This is a genomic window from Streptomyces poriferorum (assembly GCF_019399235.1).
GTDB lineage: Bacteria > Actinomycetota > Actinomycetes > Streptomycetales > Streptomycetaceae > Streptomyces > Streptomyces poriferorum.
On the sequence record NZ_JAELVH010000023.1, the window covers coordinates 26,487 to 46,898 of the forward strand.

Here is a 20,412-nt window from a genome sequence, read left to right on the forward strand (position 1 = left end):
AGCCCGTGTCCGGCGCGGGCGCCCCGGCAGGTAGGAGACGTGTGTCCACGAAGAAGGCCCCCCACCCGCAGGCCCCTGTCGTCGCGGTGGTCGCGCTCGGCGGCGCGGCGGGCGCCTCGGCCCGCTACGGAGCCGCGCTGCTGTGGCCCACGGCGACGGGCGGATTCCCGTGGACGACCCTCGTGGTGAACGTCGTCGGCTGTGCGGTGATCGGTGTGTTCATGGTGGTGATCAGCGAGGCCTGGACTCCGCACCGCCTGGTCCGGCCGTTCTTCGGCACCGGAGTACTGGGCGGGTTCACCACCTTCTCCACATACGCCGTGGACATCGAGCGGCTCGTCGACAGCGGCCGGGCCCGTACCGGTCTGGTCTATCTGGCCGTGACGCTGCTCGCGGCCCTCGCGGCCGTGTGCGGCGGGGTGTGGCTGACGCGCCGCGTTCTCACATGGAGGCAGGCATGACAACGCCGAACACCACCCCGGGCCTGCGCCTGACCGTCCTGGCCGGCGAGTCCGACACCTGGCACCACCGCCCGGTCTGCACCGAGATCGTGCACCGGGCGCACGCGGCGGGTCTGGCGGGCGCCAGCGTGTTCAGGGGCATCGAGGGCTTCGGCGCCTCCTCGATGATCCACACCCAGCGGCTGCTGTCGCTCAGCGAGGATTTGCCGGTCGCGGTGGTGATCGTGGACACGGAGGCGAGGATCCGCGCGTTCCTGCCGCTGATCGCCGAACTGACCGGCGGCCCGGTCACGCTGGACTCCTGCGAGATCGTCCGCTCCGCGCCCGGTCCCGGCGAGGGCTCGTGAACTGGCTGCTGGTGATCATCGGCGCGGCGGTGGGCGCCCCGCTGCGGTATCTGACCGACCGGGCGGTGCAGTCCAGGCACGACACCGTCTTCCCGTGGGGGACCTTCACGGTGAACGTGAGCGGCTGTCTGGTGCTCGGCCTGCTGACCGGCGCGGTGGCCGCCGGCGCCGCGTCCTCGCATTTCCAGCTGCTGGTCGGGACGGGGCTCTGCGGGGCGCTGACCACGTACTCGACGTTCAGCTACGAGACGCTGCGGCTGGCCGAGGGCGGGGCGCGGTTCTACGCGGCGGCCAACGCGGTGGCGAGCGTGGTCGCGGGTCTCGGCGCGGCGTTCGCCGGTGTCGCGCTCGCCGAGGCGCTCTGGAGCTGACCGCTTCCGGCCGGGCACGCATGACCGCACACGCCGAGGCCCGGCCTCCCTCTCGGGGAGACCGGGCCTCGGCGTGTGACGGTGCGGGCTCAGACGTCCTGGCCGGGCGTACCCAGCGCGGCGGACGCCGCTTCCAGGGGGCTGAGCACCACGGGCGCGGCGGGCGCCGGGACGGACCGGCAGGTGAAACCGAGGCGCGAGAGCGCCCTGGTCACCTCACCGGCCGAGAAGTCGCGGCGGTCCTGCCGGGTGATGATCTCGCCGACCTGCTTGACGGGGTACACACGACGACTGATGATCACCGATTCCCCGGTGACGGGTTCGGGCTTGATGCCCTTCATCGATTCCTCGACCTCGTTCTTGAACAGGTCGAACGGGAAGCGGGCGATGACGCAGCGCATAGTGCCTCAACGGGATCGGGGGACGGAACCGGGCGGAAACGCGGATGTCGGTCAGGCGGCACGGTCGCCGGCGGAGCGGCGCGGTGCGCCACCGCCCCGCGGCTGGGAGGAAGCCGAGGACGACGAGGAGGACGGCGAGCGGCGGGCCTGGGCGGGCCGGCTGCGCCGGCCGCGGGAGGACGAGCCGCTCCTGGGGCGCTCGGACGGCGGCGAGGTGATGGTGACGGGGATGCCCGAGGGCGCCTGCGCACCGGTGATCCGGCTGAGCTCGGCCTCGCCGGAGCGGACCTCGGCGACCTGCGGGGTGATCCCTGCGTCGGCCATCAGACGCGTCATCTCGCGGCGCTGGTTGGGCAGCACCAGCGTGACGACGCTGCCGGACTCCCCGGCCCGGGCGGTACGGCCGCCGCGGTGCAGGTAGTCCTTGTGGTCGCTCGGCGGGTCGACGTTGACGACCAGGTCGAGGTTGTCGACGTGGATACCGCGGGCCGCGACGTTCGTGGCGACCAGCACCGTGACGTGGCCGGTCTTGAACCGCGTCAGGGTCCGGGTCCGCTGCGGCTGGGACTTCCCGCCGTGCAGCGCGGCCGCCCGCACCCCGCTGCTGAGCAGGTGGTCGGTGAGCTTGTCCACGGCGTGCTTGGTGTCGAGGAACATGATCACCCGGCCGTCGCGGGCGGCGATCTCCGTCGTGGTGGCGTACTTGTCGGCGCCGCGGACGTAGAGCACGTGGTGCTCCATCGTCGTGACCGCACCGGCGGCCGGGTCGACCGAGTGGACGACCGGGTCGTGCAGGTAGCGGCGGACCAGCAGGTCGACGTTACGGTCCAGGGTCGCCGAGAACAGCATCCGCTGGCCCTCCGCCTGCACCTGGTCGAGCAGCTCGGTGACCTGCGGCATGAAGCCCATGTCGGCCATCTGGTCGGCCTCGTCGAGCACGGTGATGGCGACGCGGTCCAGGATGCAGTCGCCGCGCTCGATCAGGTCCTTGAGCCGGCCGGGCGTGGCGACGACGACCTCGGAGCCGCCGCGCAGCGCCGCGGACTGCCGGCCGATCGACATGCCGCCGACGACGGTGGCCATCCGCAGCCTCAGCGAGCGGGCGTACGGGGTGAGCGCGTCGGTGACCTGCTGGGCGAGCTCGCGGGTGGGCACGAGGACCAGGGCCAGCGGGCGGCGGGATTCGGCGCGCTGTCCCTCGATACGGGCCAGCAGGGCCAGGCCGAAGGCGAGGGTCTTGCCGGAGCCGGTGCGGCCGCGGCCGAGCACGTCACGGCCGGCCAGCGAGTTGGGCAGCGTGGCCGCCTGGATCGGGAAGGGCACGGTGACGCCCTCGTTGGCGAGCGCCGACAGCAGGGGCGCGGGCATCTCCAGGTCGGCGAAGGCCTCGACGGCGGGCAGACCTGGGGTGATGGTCTTCGGCAGGGCGAACTCACCCTGCTTGGCGGCGGGGCGGCGGCCGTAGCCACCACCGGAGCGCTGGGCCGGGGCGCCGAAGCGTCCCTGGCCGCCGCCCTGACGGCTGCCCGGGGCCTGCGAGCGGAAACCGCCGCCACCCGAACGGGAGCCGCCGGAACCGGAGGCTCCACCGCCACGGGTGGTGCGGGAGAAACGGTCATTGGAGCGAGCTGTGCGATCGCGGTTCATACAGAACCTTTCCTCGATATGGCGCGTATCGAGGAATTCATTGCGGCGACGAGCGGCACAAGAATCGCAAGAACGGGCCGTTGGCATACGTGAACGAAGCCCGGCAGCCGGTCTTGAGCCGATACGGGCCCGGGAGAACCGGGTCCGGCGCTTCGCAATGACGGACGAACCGGCCCGGGGTGCGGGCCTGAAGGTCTCGTCACGGGGCTCCGGCGGACCGGTGGTCCGGGAGCCATGGCGGATCGTCCGCCGCACGGTGAAGAGTGCGGGTCCTGTGCGCTTCCCCGGCGGCTCGTGGCGGTGGTACCGGCACGGCGTGCACGGAGGCGGACCCGGGAAAAGCAACGAGCTGGGGCCCGCACCCAAGGTGCGGGCCCCAGCTGTGGATGCTCACTCAGCGCATAAGCGCCGGTGTCATCGGATTCACGCGGGGGTGATGTTCTCCGCCTGCGGGCCCTTCTGGCCCTGCGTGACGTCGAAGTTCACCTTCTGGCCCTCCTGCAGCTCACGGAAGCCGCTGGCGGCGATGTTCGAGTAGTGGGCGAAGACGTCAGCGCCGCCACCATCCTGCTCGATGAAGCCGAAGCCCTTTTCCGCGTTGAACCACTTGACGGTGCCAGTAGCCATGTTTTATCTCCTTTTGGGGCAGAGCCCGGGGACTGGCACTGTGCCAGTCCCGCGTCGCCGCGATGATTACCCCATCCGGATAATGAGCCGGAAAATACAAAAGCGCACCCACCGGCCCATTTAGCCGAGGAGAGCACTTGGAGTCTTTGGGAACCACAACTGCAACTGAGATCTACAGTAGCACAATGAATGCGAGCAGGCGCGGCAAGTAATTACACTCCGCCCGGCGCGTCATAAACCTTCACCGGGCATTGCATAAAATTCTGTGCTTGCGGCTATAGATATTCGCCTCTCCGTGCTACGGCCTCTCGGGGCCGGCACCCCGCCCTTCCCCCGGCCCTGGCGCGGGAGAAGGGCGCACGGGGCAGCCGCGCGTGAACCTCGGCGCGATCAGCTCAAAGGGGCGAAGCGCCAACTCCACCCCGCCGCAGTGGAGTTCAGCCGCCGTCGCATCGCCCGGCGGGCGCTCCGGCAGATCGCACGCCGTGACACCGCCTGCTTCGAAGCCGGCGGCGAGCCGGACCTTGGCGCGACCGCCTGTCGACTCATAGAGGCCCGCGACGGGGGTCGCCGCTCGCGCCGTCCGCCGGTTCGACCGCGCTCACGACAACCGCGTCGTCGTCGACGGCCGCCGGCGGGCCGCCTCCCGCTCACCGGTGACCCGGCGCCCGGCAGGTCGATGCGAAATCCCTCGCGGGCCGCGTCGCCGATCGCCGCACCGGGCACGAGCGCGTTCCGGAAGCGGTGCCCGCCCCGATCGGTCTCCGGGCCGGGGCCTCCGCGCGCTGAGCCGGGGCCGCGGATCAGGCCGTGTCGCGGCCCGGGGCGGGGTGGCGCAGCTCCTCGTTCAGCCGGAGCGCCTCTTCGAGCTGGTCCTCCAGGATCACGATGCGGCACGCGGCCTCGATCGGCGCCCCGGCGTCGACGAGCTCACGGGCGCGCGCCGCGATGCGCAGCTGATAGCGGGAGTAGCGCCGGTGGCCACCCTCGGAGCGCAGCGGGGTGATCAGCCGCGCCTCACCGATCGCGCGGAGGAATCCGGGCGTGGCGCCGATCATCTCGGCGGCGCGGCCCATGGTGTAGGCGGGGTAGTCGTCGTCATCGAGACGGTCAGTGGCGTGCGGAGGGGTGTCGGGGGGCATGTGCACCTGCCGCGTATCGCTGACTTCGTTGACCGAACGAGAAACTCTCATTGTGCGAGCCATCGTCTCTAGCATAGCCGCGATAGATTTCCCGGGCCGGACGGGGGAAATAACCTGGTCCGGACCGCTCCCGGCCCTGTTCGGCCCAGCGCCGCGACCGTCACCCGGCCGGCGCCCGGAGCCGCCGTCGCCGCACTCTCCGGGAGGACCGACCGGGGGCTCGCCAAGAACACTGACCGGCCGGTCAGTTGATGGCTGCCTGACCAGGGGCCATAATGCAGGCGTAGCCCTTCACGCATCCCCCGTCGTGAAGGGCTACACCCATGTGCGCGCCGGGCCTTCCCGTGCGGGCCGGGTTCGCGCAGGAGTCTTCACGGGCAAGGGACTCCCCTCGTGGTCCCCTGCCCATGTTTTTTCGAGTTAACAGTGACTCAAAGTGTTTGCGCAAGCCCGCTCCGGACACCGGAGCAAGATGCTCCACTTCATCCCTTTCCGGTGTGCCATCAGGCATCCCGGGCCGCGGACGCGGCGTCGGGGTTCGTTACAGTACGAGCCCGTTGACCGAATCGAGCACCGCGCGGAGCCGGACAGACACCCGTGCGGCGGACGTGAACGTGGGGGCCGGATGGACAACGGTGAGGAACGCGCGCCGGAGCTGCGAACGCTGCGGCAGAAGGTCGAGTACATGGTCGAGAAGACCTTTCCCGGCCGCAAGATCTCGGGACGGGTCTTCGCCGACCTGGTCAAGGAGCGCGGCGGGTCCCTCTCCCACAGCTACTTCTCCAACATCCTGGCCGGCAAGGTCACCCAGCCGTCCGAGGACATCCTCAAGGCGCTCGGCCTCGGCTTCGGCGTGGACTGGCGCTTCTTCAAGGAGGAGTCCGAGGTCGTCGACGACGTCGTCGCGGGCCTGCAGTTCCTGGCGAAGCGGCGTACCGGCGAGATCAGCGGGCTGGCCGGGCGCGGGCTGGACGAGGACGGACTTCCGCCCGAACTCCTGCAGTTCGCGCTCGCCCTGCTGAAGGACGCGGAGGACCGGCAGCCACCGGCCGGCGGCGGACCACGGGGTCAGTGAGGTGTCCATGCGTGAGCTGCGGAAGGAGTGCGAGGCCGGGCTTGCCGGACTCCCGCTGCCCTCCCCCTTCACCGTCGAGGGGCTGGTGGCCAACATGGAGGCGGCCCGCGGCCGCACCATCGTGCTGCACGAGATGCCCGACCGGCTCGCCCGCGTCAACGCGGCCTGCGGGCTGCGGCTGAAGGCCGGCGGGACCAGCGTCGTGCTCTACCGCCGGCGCCCCACCGCGTACCAGACCCAGCACGTCATCCTGCACGAGCTGTGCCACGAGTGGTTCGACCACGGCACCTCGCTGGACGCGGAGCAGTTGCGGCGGCTGCTGCCGGTCTTCGACACCTCCCTGATCGCCCGGGTCGTTGGCCCGGACGCGCTGGGCAGCCCGGACGCCGTGCAGGCCCGCGCCCAGTACGACACCCATGACGAACGCATGGCCGAATTGGGCGCCTCACTCATCCCCCGCATGGCGAGGGACGTGACGAGCGATGACATGGTGGGGCGGCTCGCCAACTCGCTCTCGCGCCCGGTCGCCCACCGCCGCCGGGGCCTGTTCCGCCGTTCGTAGCACCGCGTTTCCCCCGATCCCCCCACCCCGAGGACTTCTGCCGTGACCCCGCTCGACGTCGCCGGCTATCTGATAGCCGTCCTGATGACAGCAGTCGCCGTGTGGCGCATGCCGGCCGCCCTGTGGGGCGACGAGGAGGACCGTCGCCGCCGGGCCCTGTGGGGCTGTTACGCCGGATTCGCCGCCGCCCTGTGGACCAAGACCCGGGCCGTGCGCATCGGGCTCAACGACAGCCCGGTCACCGATCTCTCGGTGCTGATCAAGCACTACACGGCGACGGTCGCGATTCTGGCCATTCTCAGCTACATCGTCGCGATCTACGGCCAGTACGCCGATGCCGGGGCCGTCCCGCGCCACGTACGGTTCGCGCGGATGATCCAGCAGGTCGCGGCGAAGGCCTCCGTCGCCACGCTCGTCCTGCTGACGGTGCTGTTCTTCACCGTCGTCGACCGGTCCACGCCGTCGGACCGCTTCGTCGCCGACCACGCGGGGCAGTGGGGGGCGACGCTCTACATGAGCGTGTTCTACCTCTATCTCGGCGCCGCCTCCGCCGTCTGCGCCTACCAGTGGGCGCTCGCCACGGCGAGCGCCGGGCGGCGCCATCTGCGGGTGGGCCTGGGGATGATGACGTTCGCCATGTTCATCGGGGTCGGCTACACCGTCAGCCGGACGCTGTTCCTCTGGGTCAGCGTCGTCGACCAGCCCGGCGAGGCCTTCGCGCTGCGCTTCGACGAGATCACCGAGGCCTCGCAGGTGGTGCTGTTCGCCTTCTTCGCGATCGGCGCCTCCATCCCCGCGTGTCGCAACGTCCGCCGCCGGGCGACGCTCTGGCGCGCCCAGGTGAAGCTGCATGCCCTCTGGTACGAGCTGATGACGGCCTTCCCCGACCAGCCCTTCGACCCCCCGGCCCCGCTGCTGCGCGAGCTGTCCCGGTTCGGCACCCCGGCCGACCTGCGCGTCGACCGGTGGGCCGCGGACATCGCCGACGCGGTGGAGAAGCTGCGCCACTACGTGCCCGACGCGCTGCTGCCGGCCGCCGAGGCCGCCGCCGCGGACGGCGGTGCCGGCCGGGAGCGGACCGGGCCGCTGGCCGACGCCTACTGGATCAAGGCGGCGCTCGCGGCCCGGAGCGCCGGGACGCCGGCGGGCGACGCTGCCGCCGTCGGCACCCAGCACGCCACCGACCAGGACGGCGAGGTCGCCTGGCTGGTCCGGGTGGCGGCGGCGTACCGCACGGTCGCACCGGAGCGGGCCCGGCAGGTCCTCGCAGCGTCCGCAGCGGTCCAGGAGCAGGAGCAGCAGACATGAGCACGAGCACCACCCACGAGGCGGGCGCGTCCACCGCACGCACCGTGACCGACGTCTTCCAGCCCCGCAACGTCCTGCTGGCCGGCATGCTCGCCATCGGGCTGGCGGCGGCGGGCCACTGGACGGGGCTGCTGTGGGGACTCCTCGGCGCCCTGTGCGCGGGGCTCGTCCCGGCCGGCTACATCGAGTGGGAGCGCGGGCGCGGCACCTGGGGCGACCGCCATGTCGTCGACCGGACCAAGCGGGCCCCGATCTTCCTCGTCATCCTCGGCTCCATCGGCACCGGTTCGGCAGTCATGGTGCTGGGCGGCGCCCCGTCGGGCATCCTGACCGCGATGCTCGGGCTCTGGGTGATGACCGTCGTCCTGCTGGCCGTCAACACGGTGTGGAAGATCTCGGTGGACGCCTCGGTCGCCTCGGCAGCGGTCGCGCTGCTCGCCGCGGTGCACTCGCCGTGGTGGCTGTTCGGATACCTGATGACGGCGGCCGTGTGCTGGTCGCGGGTGGCGCTCGGCTACCACACGGTGGGCCAGGTGACGGCCGGGACGGCGCTGGGCGCGGCGACGGCGGGCGCGTTCCTGTTCGTGTGAGCGGGGCCCGGCGTCGTTGAACGGGCCGCGCGCGGGGTCCATGGTGGTGCCGTGCCGACATTCGAGATCACCACAGCAAGCGCGGACGACATCAGGATGATGGCGGACTGGGCCCATTCCGAAGGCTGGAACCCCGGACTGACGGACGGTCAGGCGTTCTTCGCCGCCGATCCGTGCGGCTTCCTGATCGGCCGCCTCGACGGGGTGCCCGCATCCTGCGTCTCCGTGGTCCGTTACGGCTCCGGCTTCGGCTTCCTGGGCTTCTATCTGACCCGCCCTGAACTGCGTGGCCAGGGTTACGGGAGCCGTATCTGGGCCACCGGGACGGCCCGGCTGGCCGGGCGGAACACCGGCCTCGACGGAGTCGTCGCGCAGCAGCCCAACTACCGGAAGTCCGGCTTCAGTCCGGCCTGGACGAACCTGCGGTACGAAGGACTCGTCCCGCTCGACGTCGCTCCGCCGCCCGGCGTCACGCTGGCGGACGCCCGCACGCTGCCCTTCGGCCAGGTCACCGCGTACGACCGCCGGTTCTTCCCGGCGGAGCGGGACGGCTTCCTCGCGGCCTGGACGACCACGCCCGGGCGCACCGCGCTGGTCGCGCTGTCCGAGGGCGAGGTACAGGGGCTCGCCGTGCTGCGCGCCTGCCGCACGTCATCGCGCATCGGCCCGCTGTACGCGGCGACTCCGGAGATCGCCCGTGCCCTGGTGAGCGCGCTCGCGGCCACCGATCCGTCCGCGCCCGTCGCCGTGGACGTACCCGACGTGAATCCGGCGGCGGTGCGGCTGGCCGAAGAGCTGGGGCTCACCCCGTCGTTCGAGACGGCCCGCATGTACACCGGACCGGCGCCGGACGTCGATCACAGCGGGCTGTTCGGCATCACCAGTCTCGAACTGGGGTGAGCGGCGGGCCCGGGACTCAGCCCGTCACACAGCCGCTGCCCGGGACCTGCCGGGACCGTGAGGCCATCACCGCGATGTCGTCCTCGGCGCCCGGGCCGAACCGCTCCAGCACCGCGTCCAGCAGCTCCTCCAGACCGCCGCTCTCCGGCAGGCTCAGTTCGCTGAGCCTGGCGACGGACACATCGATGTCCTCGCCACGCCGTTCCACCAGTCCGTCGGTGTACATGAACAGCACGGTTCCCGGTCCGCACTCCAGCCTCGTCGTCCGGTAGCCGCCGAACCCGGTGCCCAGCGGCGGGCCGGCCGGCACATCGCCCAGCCAGGTCCCGGCCGGTCCGGGATCGATGAGGACGGGCGGCAGATGGCCGGCGCTCGACACCTCGCACAGCACGCCGGACCGGTCGACCACGGCGAGCAGACAGGTCGCCGCCCGGTCGAGTCCGGACCGTTCGACCATTCGGTCGAGCTGCTCCAGGATGCGGTGCGGCGGCAGTTCCTCGTCGGCCAGCAGCCGCAGCAGCGAGCGGTAGTGGCTCATCGCGACGGCCGCCTCGACGCCGTGTCCCATCACATCGCCCATCGCCTTGAGGTGGCGGCCGTCGGGCAGCGGGATGACGTCGAACCAGTCGCCGCCGACCAGCACGCTCCGGTCGGCCGGCAGATAGCGGGTGGCGACCTCGATGTGCGGGTGCGGCGGGCGCGGCTCGGAGAGCAGCGAGCGCTGGAGCTCCAGGGCGATGGTGTGCTCATGGGTGAAGCGGCGCGCGTGGTCGAGGTCGACGGCGACCCGTCCGGCGAGCTCCCGGGCGACGACCACGTCCTCGTCCGTGAAGACGGGCGAGTCCCCGGCCCTGACCAGGCCGAGGACGCCGATCGGCTGGCTGCGCACGGCGACCGGCACGATGACCGCGGAGTGCATGCCGAGGGCCCGGTAGGCGGCGACCCGTTCGGGTGAGGCCGCGGCGCGGCCGAGCTGTTCGTCGCTGGTGAGGTTCTCGACGACGGGCTGGTTGGTGGCCAGGCAGCGCGGTACGGCCGAGTTCTCCTGGTAGTCGATGTAGTCGCCGGGTCCGCCGAACCGCTCCAGTTGTCCGCGCAGCCCCGGCACCGCCGTCAGCGCCGCCCGCCGCAGCCGGACCACCCCGGGCGGCGCGGGGCGCACCGGCGGGGCGACGTCCCGCGGGAAGACCTCGACGGTGGCCAGGTCGGCGAGGGCGGGAACGACGAGGTCGACGAGTTCGGCGCAGGTGGTGTCCATGTCGAGGGTGGTGCCGATCCGGGTGCTCGCGGTGTCCAGGAGGTTCAGGTGGCGCTGCGCCTGGGCGAGCCGGCGCTGGTCCTCGTCGGACGCCTTGACCTCCAGCACGATCCCGGCGATGCCCACGACCCGCCCGGCCACCTCCAGCCGGTGGTAGGCCCCGTGCCAGTAGCGCGTGGCGGTGCCGGACGCGGCGGGGGTCCGGCCGCTGGAGGTGATCTCGCGCGCCCGGCCGTCGGCGAGGACCGCGCGCATCAGGTCCTCGCGCGCGTCGACCTCGGGAAGCACCTCGGAGACCGTACGGCCCATGTGTGCGGCGGCCGGGATGCCGTTGAGCCGTTCGAGGGCCGGGTTGACGTAGAGGTAGCGCAGCCGGGTGTCGAGGACGCCCACCCCTGCCGTGGTGCCGTCGATGAGGGCCGCGAGCGCCACGATGTCGAGCGGCGACGGGATGTCGGCGTGCGCATCGGCCAGCAAGGCAACCTCCTGGGGCAGGGCGCGGGCCACCCGACTGCCCGGCCCTTCATCGTCGGACGGCCGCCCCGCCGCCGCATCCGCAGACCGCCCGCCCCACCGTCGGTGCAACGGCATCGCGGCGGACCCCACGCCGGGTTCCGGCTTCCCCCGCGGCACCGGCGCCGCGGACACCGCCGCACGGCCGCCCGCCGCCACCGCGCACACGAGGAACGCGTCCGCGAAGCCGGTCACCGGACTGATCGGGGGCTGGTCACCCCGGCCCGCCGGGGCGGAGCACTCGGTCCAGGTCCGCCGTCCCCTCGTCGGCCGTGGCCCCCGGAGGCAGCCGCAACGCCTCGGCGACGGGGCCGGGCAGCGGTGCGCGGTCCAGCAGCCCGGCGACCAGAGCGGCCGTCAGACGGTGCCAGGCTCCGGCGCGCCGGAGCATCGCGTGGTCGCCGCCCGGCACGGTGACCAGGCAGGTCCGGGCGCCGCCCTTCCTGGCCCGTTCGGTGAGCGCGCGGGAGTCCGCAGGGTTCGTGACCCGGTCGTCGGTGCCGTGCACCAGGACGACGTCCCGTCCGGCGAGTTGACCGGTCCGGTCGCCCGGCGGGCACCACGGGGCGAGGCCGACCACGCCCCGTACCAGCGGATGCCCGGCGGCGGCCAGAGCGGCCCGGCCACCCATCGAGTGCCCGAGCAGTACGACCGGGATCTCGCCCGCCGTACGCCGCAGCACGTCCAGGGCGCGTACGGCATCGTGCAGCGGATCCGCCCGGTCCCCGTTCCACCCCCGGTGCCCGTACCGGACCGCCCGCACCAGCACCTCCCGGGGCAGCGCGCCCCGCAGGACGCGCGCGAACGGCCGCATCCGCACCGCGGGCAGGTTGAACGGGCCGGGCGGCGGCACCCCGAGGCCGGTCTCCCGGCCGCCGTGCAGCAGGAGTACCGCGGCCTCCGGCGGGCCTGGTTGCGTCATGCGTACCTCCGGGTGCGGTGATCGGATCCGTACCGAGCATGCTGTACGGGCACGGGCAGCTCCCGCACGCAGCGCCGCTCCCCCAATTGCCGGACCCGCAAAGGACATCACATGCGATCCTCACTCCACATCGGCCAGCAGATCCAGGACTTCACGCTCCCGGGAGGCATCCTGGACGGGGACTCCTTCGAACGCCGCGACTACACGCTCTCCGCCGCGCGCGGCCGCGCCCTCATCCTCGCCTTCTACCCCGGCGACAACACGGCGGTGTGCACCAAGCAGCTCTGCTCGTACTCCTCGGGCATGGAGACCTTCGAGGGGCTCGACGCGGAGGTCTGGGGGATCAGCCCGCAGGACGTGGACAGCCACGAGTCGTTCGCCCGTGCCCACCTGTTGCGGATGCCGCTGCTGGCGGACACCGGCCGCGCGACGGCCCGCGCGTTCGGAGTGGCGGCGCCCGGGATCGGGGTGCGGCGCGCGGTGTTCCTGATCGACGCCGAGGGGGTGCTCCGCTGGAAGCACGTGGCGCTGCTCGGTGCCACGTTCCAGTCGCTGGACACGCTGGCTGAGCATCTGTCCGGCATGGGTAACAGGTAGAACACTGCCGGGATACGGCAGTGTCGGCGGTCGGGGATGTATGGGACCATCCAGCCAGTTCGACGGAAATCCTCGGGGGATTCCGGCAGCCGGGAGGAGTGACCGCGTGACGTTGTTTCTCGGTCTCGGAATTGCGGGAATCGCTCTTCTCGCCCTGTCGCTGGTCTTCGACGGGATCCTCGAAGGACTCTTCGGGGGCTTCCTGGAAGGCCTCTTCAGCGGGCTGGTCTCCCTTCCGGTGATCGCCGGTTTCCTCTCGATGCTCGGTTTCGGCGGCGCCATCGTGCTCGGTACGACCGGCGCCGGCACGATCGCCGCCACCGCGGCCGGGGCGCTCGCCGGTCTGGTCGCGGCCTGGCTGACCTGGAAGTTCAGCCGGGCCCTGATGCGGGATCAGACCGACGCCACCCCGCGGGACGAGGACCTCGTCGGCACGTCGGGTTCCGTGGTCACGGCCATTCCGGCCGACGGCTACGGGGAGGTGCTGGTGCAGCTCGGGGGCCAGCCCGTGAAGCTCTCGGCGAAGAGTCCGGTACCGGTCGCACGCGGCGCCGAGATCTGGGTCGAGGCCACACTCTCGACCACGTCGGTCTCGGTCCGTCCCGTCGAACGCTGAGCCGGCTCACCGGCCCGCACGCCACCGCTCGCCACAGAACTGCCGTCCCCGTCGGGAGGCAGAGGGGGACAACCTTATGAGTCCAGTCCTGATCGCCATCGTCGGAGTCGTCGTACTCCTCGTCCTGCTCGCCCTCGCCGTCATCACGCGCTACAAGGTCGCGGGACCCAGCCAGGCGTTCATCATCACCGGACGCCGCGGCAAGAAGTCCGTGGACCCGGTGACCGGGCGGTCCAGCATCGACAACAGCGGCCAGAAGGTCGTCGTCGGCGGCGGCGTCTTCGTCGTCCCCTTCGTCCAGCAGAAGTTCACCCTGGACCTCTCCAGCCGGCACATCCCCGTCGCCGTACGCGGGGCCGTCACCCTGCGCGGGGTCAAGTCCCACCTCGAAGGCGTCGCGATCGTCAAGGTCGGCGGCAGCGAGGACGCCATCCGGGCCGCCGCCCAGCGCTTCCTCCAGCAGCAGGACGGCATCGTCGGCTTCACCCAGGAAGTGCTCTCCGGTGCGCTGCGCGCCATCGTCGGCCGGATGTCGGTCGAGGACATCATCCGCGACCGGGCCGCGTTCGCCGGCCAGGTGGCGGAGGAGGCCGAGGCGAGCCTGTCCGGCCAGGGCCTGATCCTGGACGCCTTCCAGATCCAGGACATCACCACCGAGGGCTCCTACCTGGAGGACCTCGGCCGTCCCGAGGCCGCCCGCGCCAAGCAGGAGGCGGACATCGCGGAGGCGATCGCCCGCCGCGCCTCGGAGCAGGCCCGGCTGAAGGCCGCCGAGGAGATCGCCATCGCCGAGCGGACGTTCTACCTCAAGCAGGCCGAGATCAAGGCCGAGACGGAGGCTGCCGCGGCGATGGCCGCCGCCGCGGGCCCGCTCGCCGAGGCCGCCCGCCAGCAGGAGGTCCTCACCGAGCAGGAGAAGGTGGCCCAGCGTCAGGCCGCCCTGACCGACCGCGAGCTCGACACCAGGGTCCGCAAGCCCGCCGACGCCGCGCGCTACCAGGCCGAGCAGGAGGCGGAGGCCCGCCGCATCGCCCAGGTCAAGGAGGCCGAGGCGGACGCGGAGCGGTCCCGGCTGACCGGTCAGGGCGAGAAGCTGCACCGTTCGGCGCTCGCCGACGCCGTGCGCATCGAGGGTGAGGCCGAGGCCGCCGCCATCGCCGCCCGGGGTTCGGCCGAGGCCGAGGCCATGCAGAAGAAGGCCGACGCGTTCGCGCAGTACGGCGACGCGGCCGTCCTCCAGATGCTCGTCGAGGTACTCCCGCAGGTCGTCGCCAAGGCGTCCGAGCCGCTGAGCGCGATCGACAAGCTGACCGTCATCTCGACGGACGGCGCGAGCCAGCTGTCGCGCACGGTCACGGACAACGTCGCGCAGGGCATGGAGCTCCTCAGCTCCACCACGGGGGTCGACCTCGCCGCGCTGCTCCAGAACCTCAAGGGCGCGGGCCCGAAGGCGAAGGTCCCGGCCCAGCAGGACACCGCCACCGAACCGAACGGCAAGATCGAGATCAGCGGCTGACGCCCGGCTCGACCACCGCGTGCCCGGCCGGTTGCGTACCGGCCGGGCACGCGTGTGTGCGGGGTCCGGAACCGGCCACGGAGGCGGCGGAAGCCTCCGGATAGGGTAATGCGGAGCTAAAGAGATCACCAAGGGCGTCAGAGACGCACATCGCTCTCCTCGGGAGGAAGCCATGGGAACCCACCGCACCACGCTGCCCGGAGTCGGTGTGCAGTACGACTACACCACCGAGTCGGGCCAGCACATCTCCGTCGTGGTCCACCACGACGGGCGCCGGTTCATCGGCTTCTACGACCAGGACGACCCCGATTCCTGTCAACTCTCCGTACCCCTGACTCCACAGGAGGCGACCGGCCTCGCCCACCTCATCGACGCGGCGCCGATCGACGCCGTGCGGACCGAGGGCATCGACCTGGTCACCGAGCACATCCCGCTCGGGACGCGCTCCCCGTACGGCGGCCGGCTGCTCGGGGACACCCGGGCCCGGACCCGGACCGGGGCCTCCATCGTGGCGGTGCTGCGGACCCACAGCGCGCATCCGTCACCCGGGCCGGACTTCCGGCTCGCCATCGGGGACACGCTCGTCGCCGTCGGTACGAGGGAGGGCGTCGACACGCTCTCCGAGATCATTGCGGAGGGCTGATCGTGCACGACACGACCGCACTGCTGGTGGAGCTCGGCTCCGTCATCCTGGGACTGGGCATCATCGGGCGGTTCGCCGGCCGCGTGGGGCTCTCACCCATCCCGCTGTACCTGCTGGCCGGGCTCGCCTTCGGCGAGGGCGGGCTGCTGCCGCTCGGGGCGAGCGAGGAGTTCACCGCCGTGGGCGCCGAGATCGGCGTCATCCTGCTGCTGCTCCTGCTGGGCCTCGAATACAGCGCCTCCGAACTCGTCACCAGTCTGAAGACCCAGTACCCGTCCGGCGCGGTGGACTTCGTCCTCAACGCGACCCCCGGCGCCGTCGCGGCCCTGCTGCTCGGCTGGGGACCGGTGGGTGCCGTGGCCCTGGCCGGGGTCACCTGGATCTCCTCGTCCGGGGTGATCGCCAAGGTCCTCGCGGACCTGGGCCGGCTCGGCAACCGGGAGACACCCGTCATCCTAGGGGTGCTGGTCATCGAGGACCTGTCGATGGCCGTCTACCTGCCGCTGCTCACCGCGATGCTCGCGGGTGTCGGCTTCGCCGGAGGCAGCATCGCGCTGCTCGTCGCGCTCGGCACCGTCGGCTTCGTGCTCTACCTGGCGCTGCGGCACGGGCGGCTGATCAGCCGGGCGGTGTCCTCCGACAACCCGGAGATGCTGCTGCTCGTCGTGCTCGGTCTGACCGTTCTGGTCGCCGGTGTGGCCCAGCAGTTGCAGGTGTCGGCGGCCGTCGGGGCGTTCCTCGTCGGCATCGCGCTCTCCGGTGAGGTCGCCGAGGGCGCGCGCAAGCTGCTGACCCCGCTGCGGGACCTCTTCGCCGCCGTGTTCTTCGTGTTCTTCGGGCTCTCCACCAATCCCGCGGAGATTCCGCCGGTACTGCTGCCGGCCGCGCTGCTGGCCGTCGTCACCGTCTTCACCAAGATCGCCACCGGCTGGTACGCGGCCCGGCGGGCCGGCATCGGATCGCGCGGGCGCTGGCGGGCGGGCGGCACGCTCGTGGCCCGCGGCGAGTTCTCCATCGTCATCGCCGGACTGGCCGTGGCCACCGAGCCCCGCATCGGGCCCATCGCCACCGCGTACGTCCTCATCCTCGTCATCGTGGGCCCGCTCACCGCGCGCTGGACCCAGCCTGCGGTCGAGCAGATCCGGAAGTGGCGCGGCAAGGACGACGGCCCGGCCGGCAAGGCCGGAACGGGCCCCGCCGCACCGGTGCCCGCCCCGAAGGAGGAGCCCGAGCCGGAGCTGGCCGCGTCCGCGGACACTCCCTGAGGCCCTAAACGGTCCCCCCGGGGGCGAGGAGGTCGGGCGCCCAGCCCAGGGGGTAGGCGTCCGCGCCGCCCCCGGGCACGGCCGGTTCGCCGCCCGCCGCGGTGAACGCCGTCAGCGCCTCGACCAGCGCGGTGCGCTGCTCCGGGGCGAGGCGTTCGACGATGGCGGCGATCTCCCGGCGGCGGGCGGAGGTGACGTCCTCCACCAGCCGGAAGCCCTCGGGGGTCACCCGCAGCGAGGTCTCCCGGCGGTTGGCCGGGTTGACCTGCCGTTCCGCCAGACCGGCGGCGATCAGCCGGTCCACCATGCGCATCGCGGTCGACGGGTTCACGCCGAGGCGTTCGGCGAGCGAGACCAGCTTGGCGTCCCCGTGCGTGGCGAGCACCACGAGCAGCCGGAACTGGGGCAGCGTCACCCGGTCCTCGACCGTCGCCAGCGAGCGGGCGGACACCGCCACCAGCAGCCGCGACGCCGTGAGCACCGCGCGCGTCACCGCGTCGACGTCGTCCCGGCCCGGGGCGGACGGTCGTTCCTCAGATGACTGTTCGTGCGCGGCCATGCCTCTTTGTACCGTGCGCGAGGGCCCTACTCGAATCCGGTGCCACCCGTGCCCCGGGGGCCCGTCGGTGCCGCGGTGCCGCCTGATCCCCGTGGCCCGTCAGCCCTTCCGGGCCAGCAGGTACACCTCCCGGAACTGCCGCCGGTCGGCCGGCTGCGGCTCGCGCACCAACCGGGCCGTCTCGGCCAGCCCGGCCGTGCGCAGCGACGCGGCGAGGTGGTCGGGCCACCACCGGTAGGCCGGTGCGACCGCGTGGTCGAAGACCTGCGTCGGGTACGCGGGGCCTTCACTGGCGGAGAAGCCGATCAGCAGATAGCCGCCGGGGGCCAGCACCCGGTGGAACTCCGCCAGGATGCCGGGGAGCTCCCCCGGCGGTGTGTGGATGACGGACCACCGGGAGAGAACGCCGCCCAGCACGCCGTCGGCGATGTCCGGCGCCGCCATGGAGCCGATGTCGAACCGCAGGTCCGGATAGGCGTGCCGCGCCGCTTCGATCATCGCGGAGGACACGTCGACGCCGAACGCGGAAAGGCCCAGGGTGTCCAGATGGGCGGTGACATGGCCGGGTCCGCATCCCAGGTCCGCGACCTGCCCGTCCCCGTTCGCGCGTACGTGCTCGGCGAAGGCGCCCAGCATCGCGCGGTCCAGCGGCCGGTCGCGCAGCTCGTCGCCGAACAGCTCGGCATAGGTGCGGGCGGCGGCGTCATAGGCCTCGCGGGTCGCCGTGAGGGCATTGTGTTCGACCATGGCCGCGACACTAAGGGCTGTCCCGGCCGCTGCGGGGTGCACCGAGGCCGCAACGGTGTCGAACCGTCACCGAATCCTTGACGCAGGACCATGACACCCACCTTTGGACTGTGCAACGTTTGCACAGTGATGCCTGAACCCGTACCTCTGCCCGGACCGCAGCGTCCGCCCCTGCCGACCGGACTGCGGCGCGCCGCGGTCCGACTGCCCGTCCACATGTTCCGCGCGGGGCTCGGGCCGCTGTTCCGGGGCCGTCTGCTGCTCCTCGTGCACACCGGGCGCACCTCGGGCCTTCCCCGGCGGACGGTGATCGAGGTCGTCGAATCCGCGACGGCCGCGGACGGCCGGCGGAGCTGGACGGTGGCCTCCGGCTTCGGCCCGGGCTCCGACTGGTACCGCAATCTGCTCCGTACGCCGCATGCCACCGTTCAGGTCGGGCGCGGGTTCCACGCCGTGACGGCGCACGTCCTGCCGGCTGAGGAGGGCGGCGAGCTGATGGCACGGTACGCGCCCCGCCACCCCAGGACCGCCCGCCGGCTCTCCGCGTTCATGGGGTTCACGGTCGACGGCGGCGCGGAGGACTACCGGCGGGTCGGCGAGTCGATCCCGTTCGTCCGGCTGGTGGCGAGCACCGGGCCCGGCCGCTGAGCCCGGACGGCCGGGTGTCTCAGGCCGGTGCCGCCCCGGTCTCCTCGACCAGGTGGGGGCGGGGTGCGCCCCGGCGGTAGAGGATCGCCGTGACCAGCAGGCCGATGGCGAAGAAGCCCGCCGACCACCAGTACGCGGTCGAGTAGCTCTCCAGCTGGGCCTGGGCGAGGGCGTCCGGCGTCGGTTTGCGGCCCACCATGTAGTCGGTGGCGGCGCTGGTGGCCAGGGTGTTGAGCAGCGCCGTACCGATGGAGCCGCCCACCTGCTGGCTGGTGTTGACCATCGCCGAGGCCACTCCGGCGTCCCGCGCCCCCACTCCGGCGGTGGCCAGGTTCATCGCCGTGGCGAAGACCATGCCGAGCCCGAGGCCCATGCAGAGCAACGGCGGCAGTACATGGGCGAGATAGCTGCTGCTCAGGTTCAGCGTGGTCAGCCACATCATGGCGGCCGCCGCGAGGCCCATGCCGAGCGGCACGATCGGTTTGGCGCCGAACCGCGGCACCAGCGTGTTGGTCGTCGTCACGGACGTCACGATCATGACGGCGACCATCGGCAGGAAGGCGGCACCCGTGGAAACCGGCGAGTACAGCAGGCTCTTCTGGAGGTAGTACGTCAGGAACAGGAAGACGCCGAACATGCCGGCGCCGGAGATGAACATGCCGAGGAACGAGGCCGCACGGTCCCGGTCCAGCACCACGCGCAACGGCAGCAGCGGGTGCTCCGCCCGGGTCTGCCACCACGCGAACGCGACGAGGAGCACCGCGCCGGCCAGCAGGAACCCCCAGGTCTGCACCGAACTCCACGCATGCGTCTCGGCGTTGGAGAACCCGAACACGATGCAGAAGAGCCCGGCGGAGACCAGCACGGTCCCCGGGATGTCGAGCTTCGGCCGGTTCGCCGGCGCACCGGCGGTGAGCAGACGCGCGCCGCCGACGAAGGCGACGAGCGCGAACAGCAGGTTCACGTACAGGCACCAGCGCCAGTCCAGGTACTCGGTGAGCACCCCGCCGAGCAGCAGCCCCACCGCACCGCCCGCACCCGCGATGGCGCCGTAGATCCCGAACGCCTTCGCCCGCTCCTTGGGCACGGTGAACGTCGTCGTGAGGAGCGAGAGCGCGGCCGGGGCGAGGAGCGCCCCGAACATGCCCTGCAGAGCGCGGGCCAGCACCAGGACCTCAAAGCTCGGAGCAGCGCCGCCGATGGCCGAGGCGACCGCGAAGCCGACCAGACCGGTCAGGAACACCACCCGGCGGCCGACCAGGTCGGCGATGCGTCCGCCGAGCAGCAGCAGCGAGCCGAAGGCGAGGGCGTACGCCGTCACGACCCACTGCCGGTTCCCGTCGCTGAAACCGAGGTCCTGCTGGGCGGAGGGCAGCGCGATGTTCACGATCGTCGCGTCGAGGACGACCATCAGCTGGGCCAGCCCGACCACGCCCAGCACCCACCACCGGTGGGAGGGCCCGCGCTCCTGTCCCGGCGCGGCCCGGGACGCCGCTTCGGTGGCCACCCGCCCCCGCCCGCCGTCCTCGGAGGGTTCCCCTGCCTGACGTGAATGACGGGCCATGGTGCGGATCTCCCTCACTGCACACGACGCCGGATCCCCCGGGTGATCACGCTAGGCGGAGCTCGGCCTCCCCGCATGCGGGGAGAGCCGCCGACGGGGAACGCTGCCGGAACCCGGCAGCGGGAGAGCGCAG

23 protein-coding genes are annotated in these 20,412 nt (G+C 72.1%); 14 read left to right on the plus strand and 9 right to left on the minus strand.

Annotated features, from left to right (window positions below):
• The first annotated feature begins 41 nt into the window (after positions 1–41).
• The 3 genes from crcB (JGS39_RS06845) to crcB (JGS39_RS06855) are packed head-to-tail and all read left to right on the plus strand — an operon-like array spanning position 42 to position 1,179.
• Positions 42–461, plus strand: coding sequence for a fluoride efflux transporter CrcB (crcB, locus tag JGS39_RS06845; protein ID WP_308120219.1), 420 nt, complete (start codon positions 42–44; stop codon positions 459–461).
• Positions 458–808 (plus strand): DUF190 domain-containing protein, encoded by a 351-nt coding sequence (locus JGS39_RS06850; protein ID WP_219567815.1) that lies wholly within the window; start codon positions 458–460, stop codon positions 806–808. The genes crcB (JGS39_RS06845) and JGS39_RS06850 overlap by 4 nt, the downstream gene beginning before the upstream one ends.
• Positions 805–1,179, plus strand: coding sequence for a fluoride efflux transporter CrcB (crcB, locus tag JGS39_RS06855; RefSeq protein WP_219567816.1), 375 nt, complete (start codon positions 805–807; stop codon positions 1,177–1,179). Before JGS39_RS06850 ends, crcB (JGS39_RS06855) begins: the two co-directional genes overlap by 4 nt.
• A gap of 89 nt (positions 1,180–1,268) precedes the next feature.
• Here crcB (JGS39_RS06855) and JGS39_RS06860 read toward each other — a convergent pair whose 3' ends face one another.
• The 4 genes from JGS39_RS06860 to JGS39_RS06875 form a co-directional block, all read right to left on the minus strand.
• The gene (locus tag JGS39_RS06860) at positions 1,269–1,580 is read right to left on the minus strand and encodes an SCO5918 family protein (RefSeq protein WP_219567817.1); all 312 of its coding nucleotides are present in this window, start codon (positions 1,578–1,580) and stop codon (positions 1,269–1,271) included.
• A 51-nt stretch (positions 1,581–1,631) separates the two neighbouring features.
• Positions 1,632–3,227: a DEAD/DEAH box helicase gene (locus JGS39_RS06865; protein ID WP_219567819.1), complete on the minus strand. Its 1,596-nt coding sequence runs from the start codon at positions 3,225–3,227 to the stop codon at positions 1,632–1,634.
• Positions 3,228–3,650: 423 nt separating this feature from the next.
• A complete protein-coding gene (locus tag JGS39_RS06870; protein ID WP_015609674.1) occupies positions 3,651–3,854 on the minus strand; it encodes a cold-shock protein in 204 nt (67 codons plus the stop codon).
• 803 nt (positions 3,855–4,657) lie between these two features.
• Positions 4,658–4,996 (minus strand): MerR family transcriptional regulator, encoded by a 339-nt coding sequence (locus JGS39_RS06875; protein ID WP_219567820.1) that lies wholly within the window; start codon positions 4,994–4,996, stop codon positions 4,658–4,660.
• 625 nt (positions 4,997–5,621) lie between these two features.
• Here JGS39_RS06875 and JGS39_RS06880 point away from each other — a divergent pair.
• Genes JGS39_RS06880 through JGS39_RS06900 form a run of 5 tightly spaced genes read left to right on the plus strand, consistent with a single transcriptional unit; the run spans position 5,622 to position 9,431 of the window.
• Entirely contained in the window at positions 5,622–6,071 is a 450-nt protein-coding gene (locus JGS39_RS06880; protein WP_219567821.1) for a hypothetical protein, read from the plus strand.
• Position 6,072: 1 nt separating this feature from the next.
• Positions 6,073–6,633 carry an intracellular growth attenuator family protein gene (locus JGS39_RS06885; protein WP_219567823.1) on the plus strand — a complete coding sequence of 187 codons (561 nt, stop codon included), beginning with the start codon at positions 6,073–6,075 and terminating at the stop codon, positions 6,631–6,633.
• A gap of 42 nt (positions 6,634–6,675) precedes the next feature.
• Positions 6,676–7,941: an MAB_1171c family putative transporter gene (locus JGS39_RS06890; RefSeq protein ID WP_219567825.1), complete on the plus strand. Its 1,266-nt coding sequence runs from the start codon at positions 6,676–6,678 to the stop codon at positions 7,939–7,941.
• Positions 7,938–8,531 (plus strand): hypothetical protein, encoded by a 594-nt coding sequence (locus JGS39_RS06895; protein ID WP_219567827.1) that lies wholly within the window; start codon positions 7,938–7,940, stop codon positions 8,529–8,531. The genes JGS39_RS06890 and JGS39_RS06895 overlap by 4 nt, the downstream gene beginning before the upstream one ends.
• Before the next feature lie 51 nt (positions 8,532–8,582).
• Entirely contained in the window at positions 8,583–9,431 is an 849-nt protein-coding gene (locus JGS39_RS06900; RefSeq protein WP_219567829.1) for a GNAT family N-acetyltransferase, read from the plus strand.
• Positions 9,432–9,447: 16 nt separating this feature from the next.
• On the opposite strand, the gene JGS39_RS06905 is transcribed toward JGS39_RS06900, so the two are convergent.
• Entirely contained in the window at positions 9,448–11,166 is a 1,719-nt protein-coding gene (locus JGS39_RS06905; RefSeq protein ID WP_236063359.1) for a SpoIIE family protein phosphatase, read from the minus strand.
• Between the two features lie 250 nt (positions 11,167–11,416).
• Entirely contained in the window at positions 11,417–12,124 is a 708-nt protein-coding gene (locus JGS39_RS06910; RefSeq protein ID WP_219567831.1) for an alpha/beta hydrolase, read from the minus strand.
• Positions 12,125–12,235: 111 nt separating this feature from the next.
• Between JGS39_RS06910 and JGS39_RS06915 the strand changes: the two genes are divergently transcribed.
• The 5 genes from JGS39_RS06915 (at position 12,236) to JGS39_RS06935 (ending at position 16,761) form a co-directional block, all read left to right on the plus strand.
• Complete coding sequence (locus JGS39_RS06915) at positions 12,236–12,721, plus strand: peroxiredoxin family protein (protein ID WP_219567833.1); 486 nt, start codon at positions 12,236–12,238, stop codon at positions 12,719–12,721.
• Positions 12,722–12,827: 106 nt separating this feature from the next.
• Positions 12,828–13,337 carry an NfeD C-terminal domain-containing protein gene (locus tag JGS39_RS06920; protein WP_219567835.1) on the plus strand — a complete coding sequence of 170 codons (510 nt, stop codon included), beginning with the start codon at positions 12,828–12,830 and terminating at the stop codon, positions 13,335–13,337.
• A 76-nt stretch (positions 13,338–13,413) separates the two neighbouring features.
• Positions 13,414–14,853: a flotillin family protein gene (locus JGS39_RS06925; RefSeq protein ID WP_236063358.1), complete on the plus strand. Its 1,440-nt coding sequence runs from the start codon at positions 13,414–13,416 to the stop codon at positions 14,851–14,853.
• Between the two features lie 172 nt (positions 14,854–15,025).
• Entirely contained in the window at positions 15,026–15,496 is a 471-nt protein-coding gene (locus JGS39_RS06930) for a cation:proton antiporter regulatory subunit (protein ID WP_148019850.1), read from the plus strand.
• Positions 15,497–15,498: 2 nt separating this feature from the next.
• The gene (locus JGS39_RS06935) at positions 15,499–16,761 is read left to right on the plus strand and encodes a cation:proton antiporter (RefSeq protein WP_219567837.1); all 1,263 of its coding nucleotides are present in this window, start codon (positions 15,499–15,501) and stop codon (positions 16,759–16,761) included.
• A 4-nt stretch (positions 16,762–16,765) separates the two neighbouring features.
• Here the strand turns inward: JGS39_RS06935 and JGS39_RS06940 are convergent, their stop codons facing one another.
• Complete coding sequence (locus tag JGS39_RS06940; protein ID WP_219567839.1) at positions 16,766–17,320, minus strand: MarR family winged helix-turn-helix transcriptional regulator; 555 nt, start codon at positions 17,318–17,320, stop codon at positions 16,766–16,768.
• A 99-nt stretch (positions 17,321–17,419) separates the two neighbouring features.
• Positions 17,420–18,067 (minus strand): class I SAM-dependent methyltransferase, encoded by a 648-nt coding sequence (locus tag JGS39_RS06945; RefSeq protein WP_219567841.1) that lies wholly within the window; start codon positions 18,065–18,067, stop codon positions 17,420–17,422.
• A gap of 129 nt (positions 18,068–18,196) precedes the next feature.
• Here JGS39_RS06945 and JGS39_RS06950 point away from each other — a divergent pair, with 129 nt between their 5' ends.
• Positions 18,197–18,715 carry a nitroreductase family deazaflavin-dependent oxidoreductase gene (locus JGS39_RS06950; protein ID WP_219567843.1) on the plus strand — a complete coding sequence of 173 codons (519 nt, stop codon included), beginning with the start codon at positions 18,197–18,199 and terminating at the stop codon, positions 18,713–18,715.
• Positions 18,716–18,734: 19 nt separating this feature from the next.
• On the opposite strand, the gene JGS39_RS06955 is transcribed toward JGS39_RS06950, so the two are convergent.
• Positions 18,735–20,279 (minus strand): MFS transporter, encoded by a 1,545-nt coding sequence (locus tag JGS39_RS06955; RefSeq protein WP_219567844.1) that lies wholly within the window; start codon positions 20,277–20,279, stop codon positions 18,735–18,737.
• Positions 20,280–20,412 lie beyond the last annotated feature (133 nt).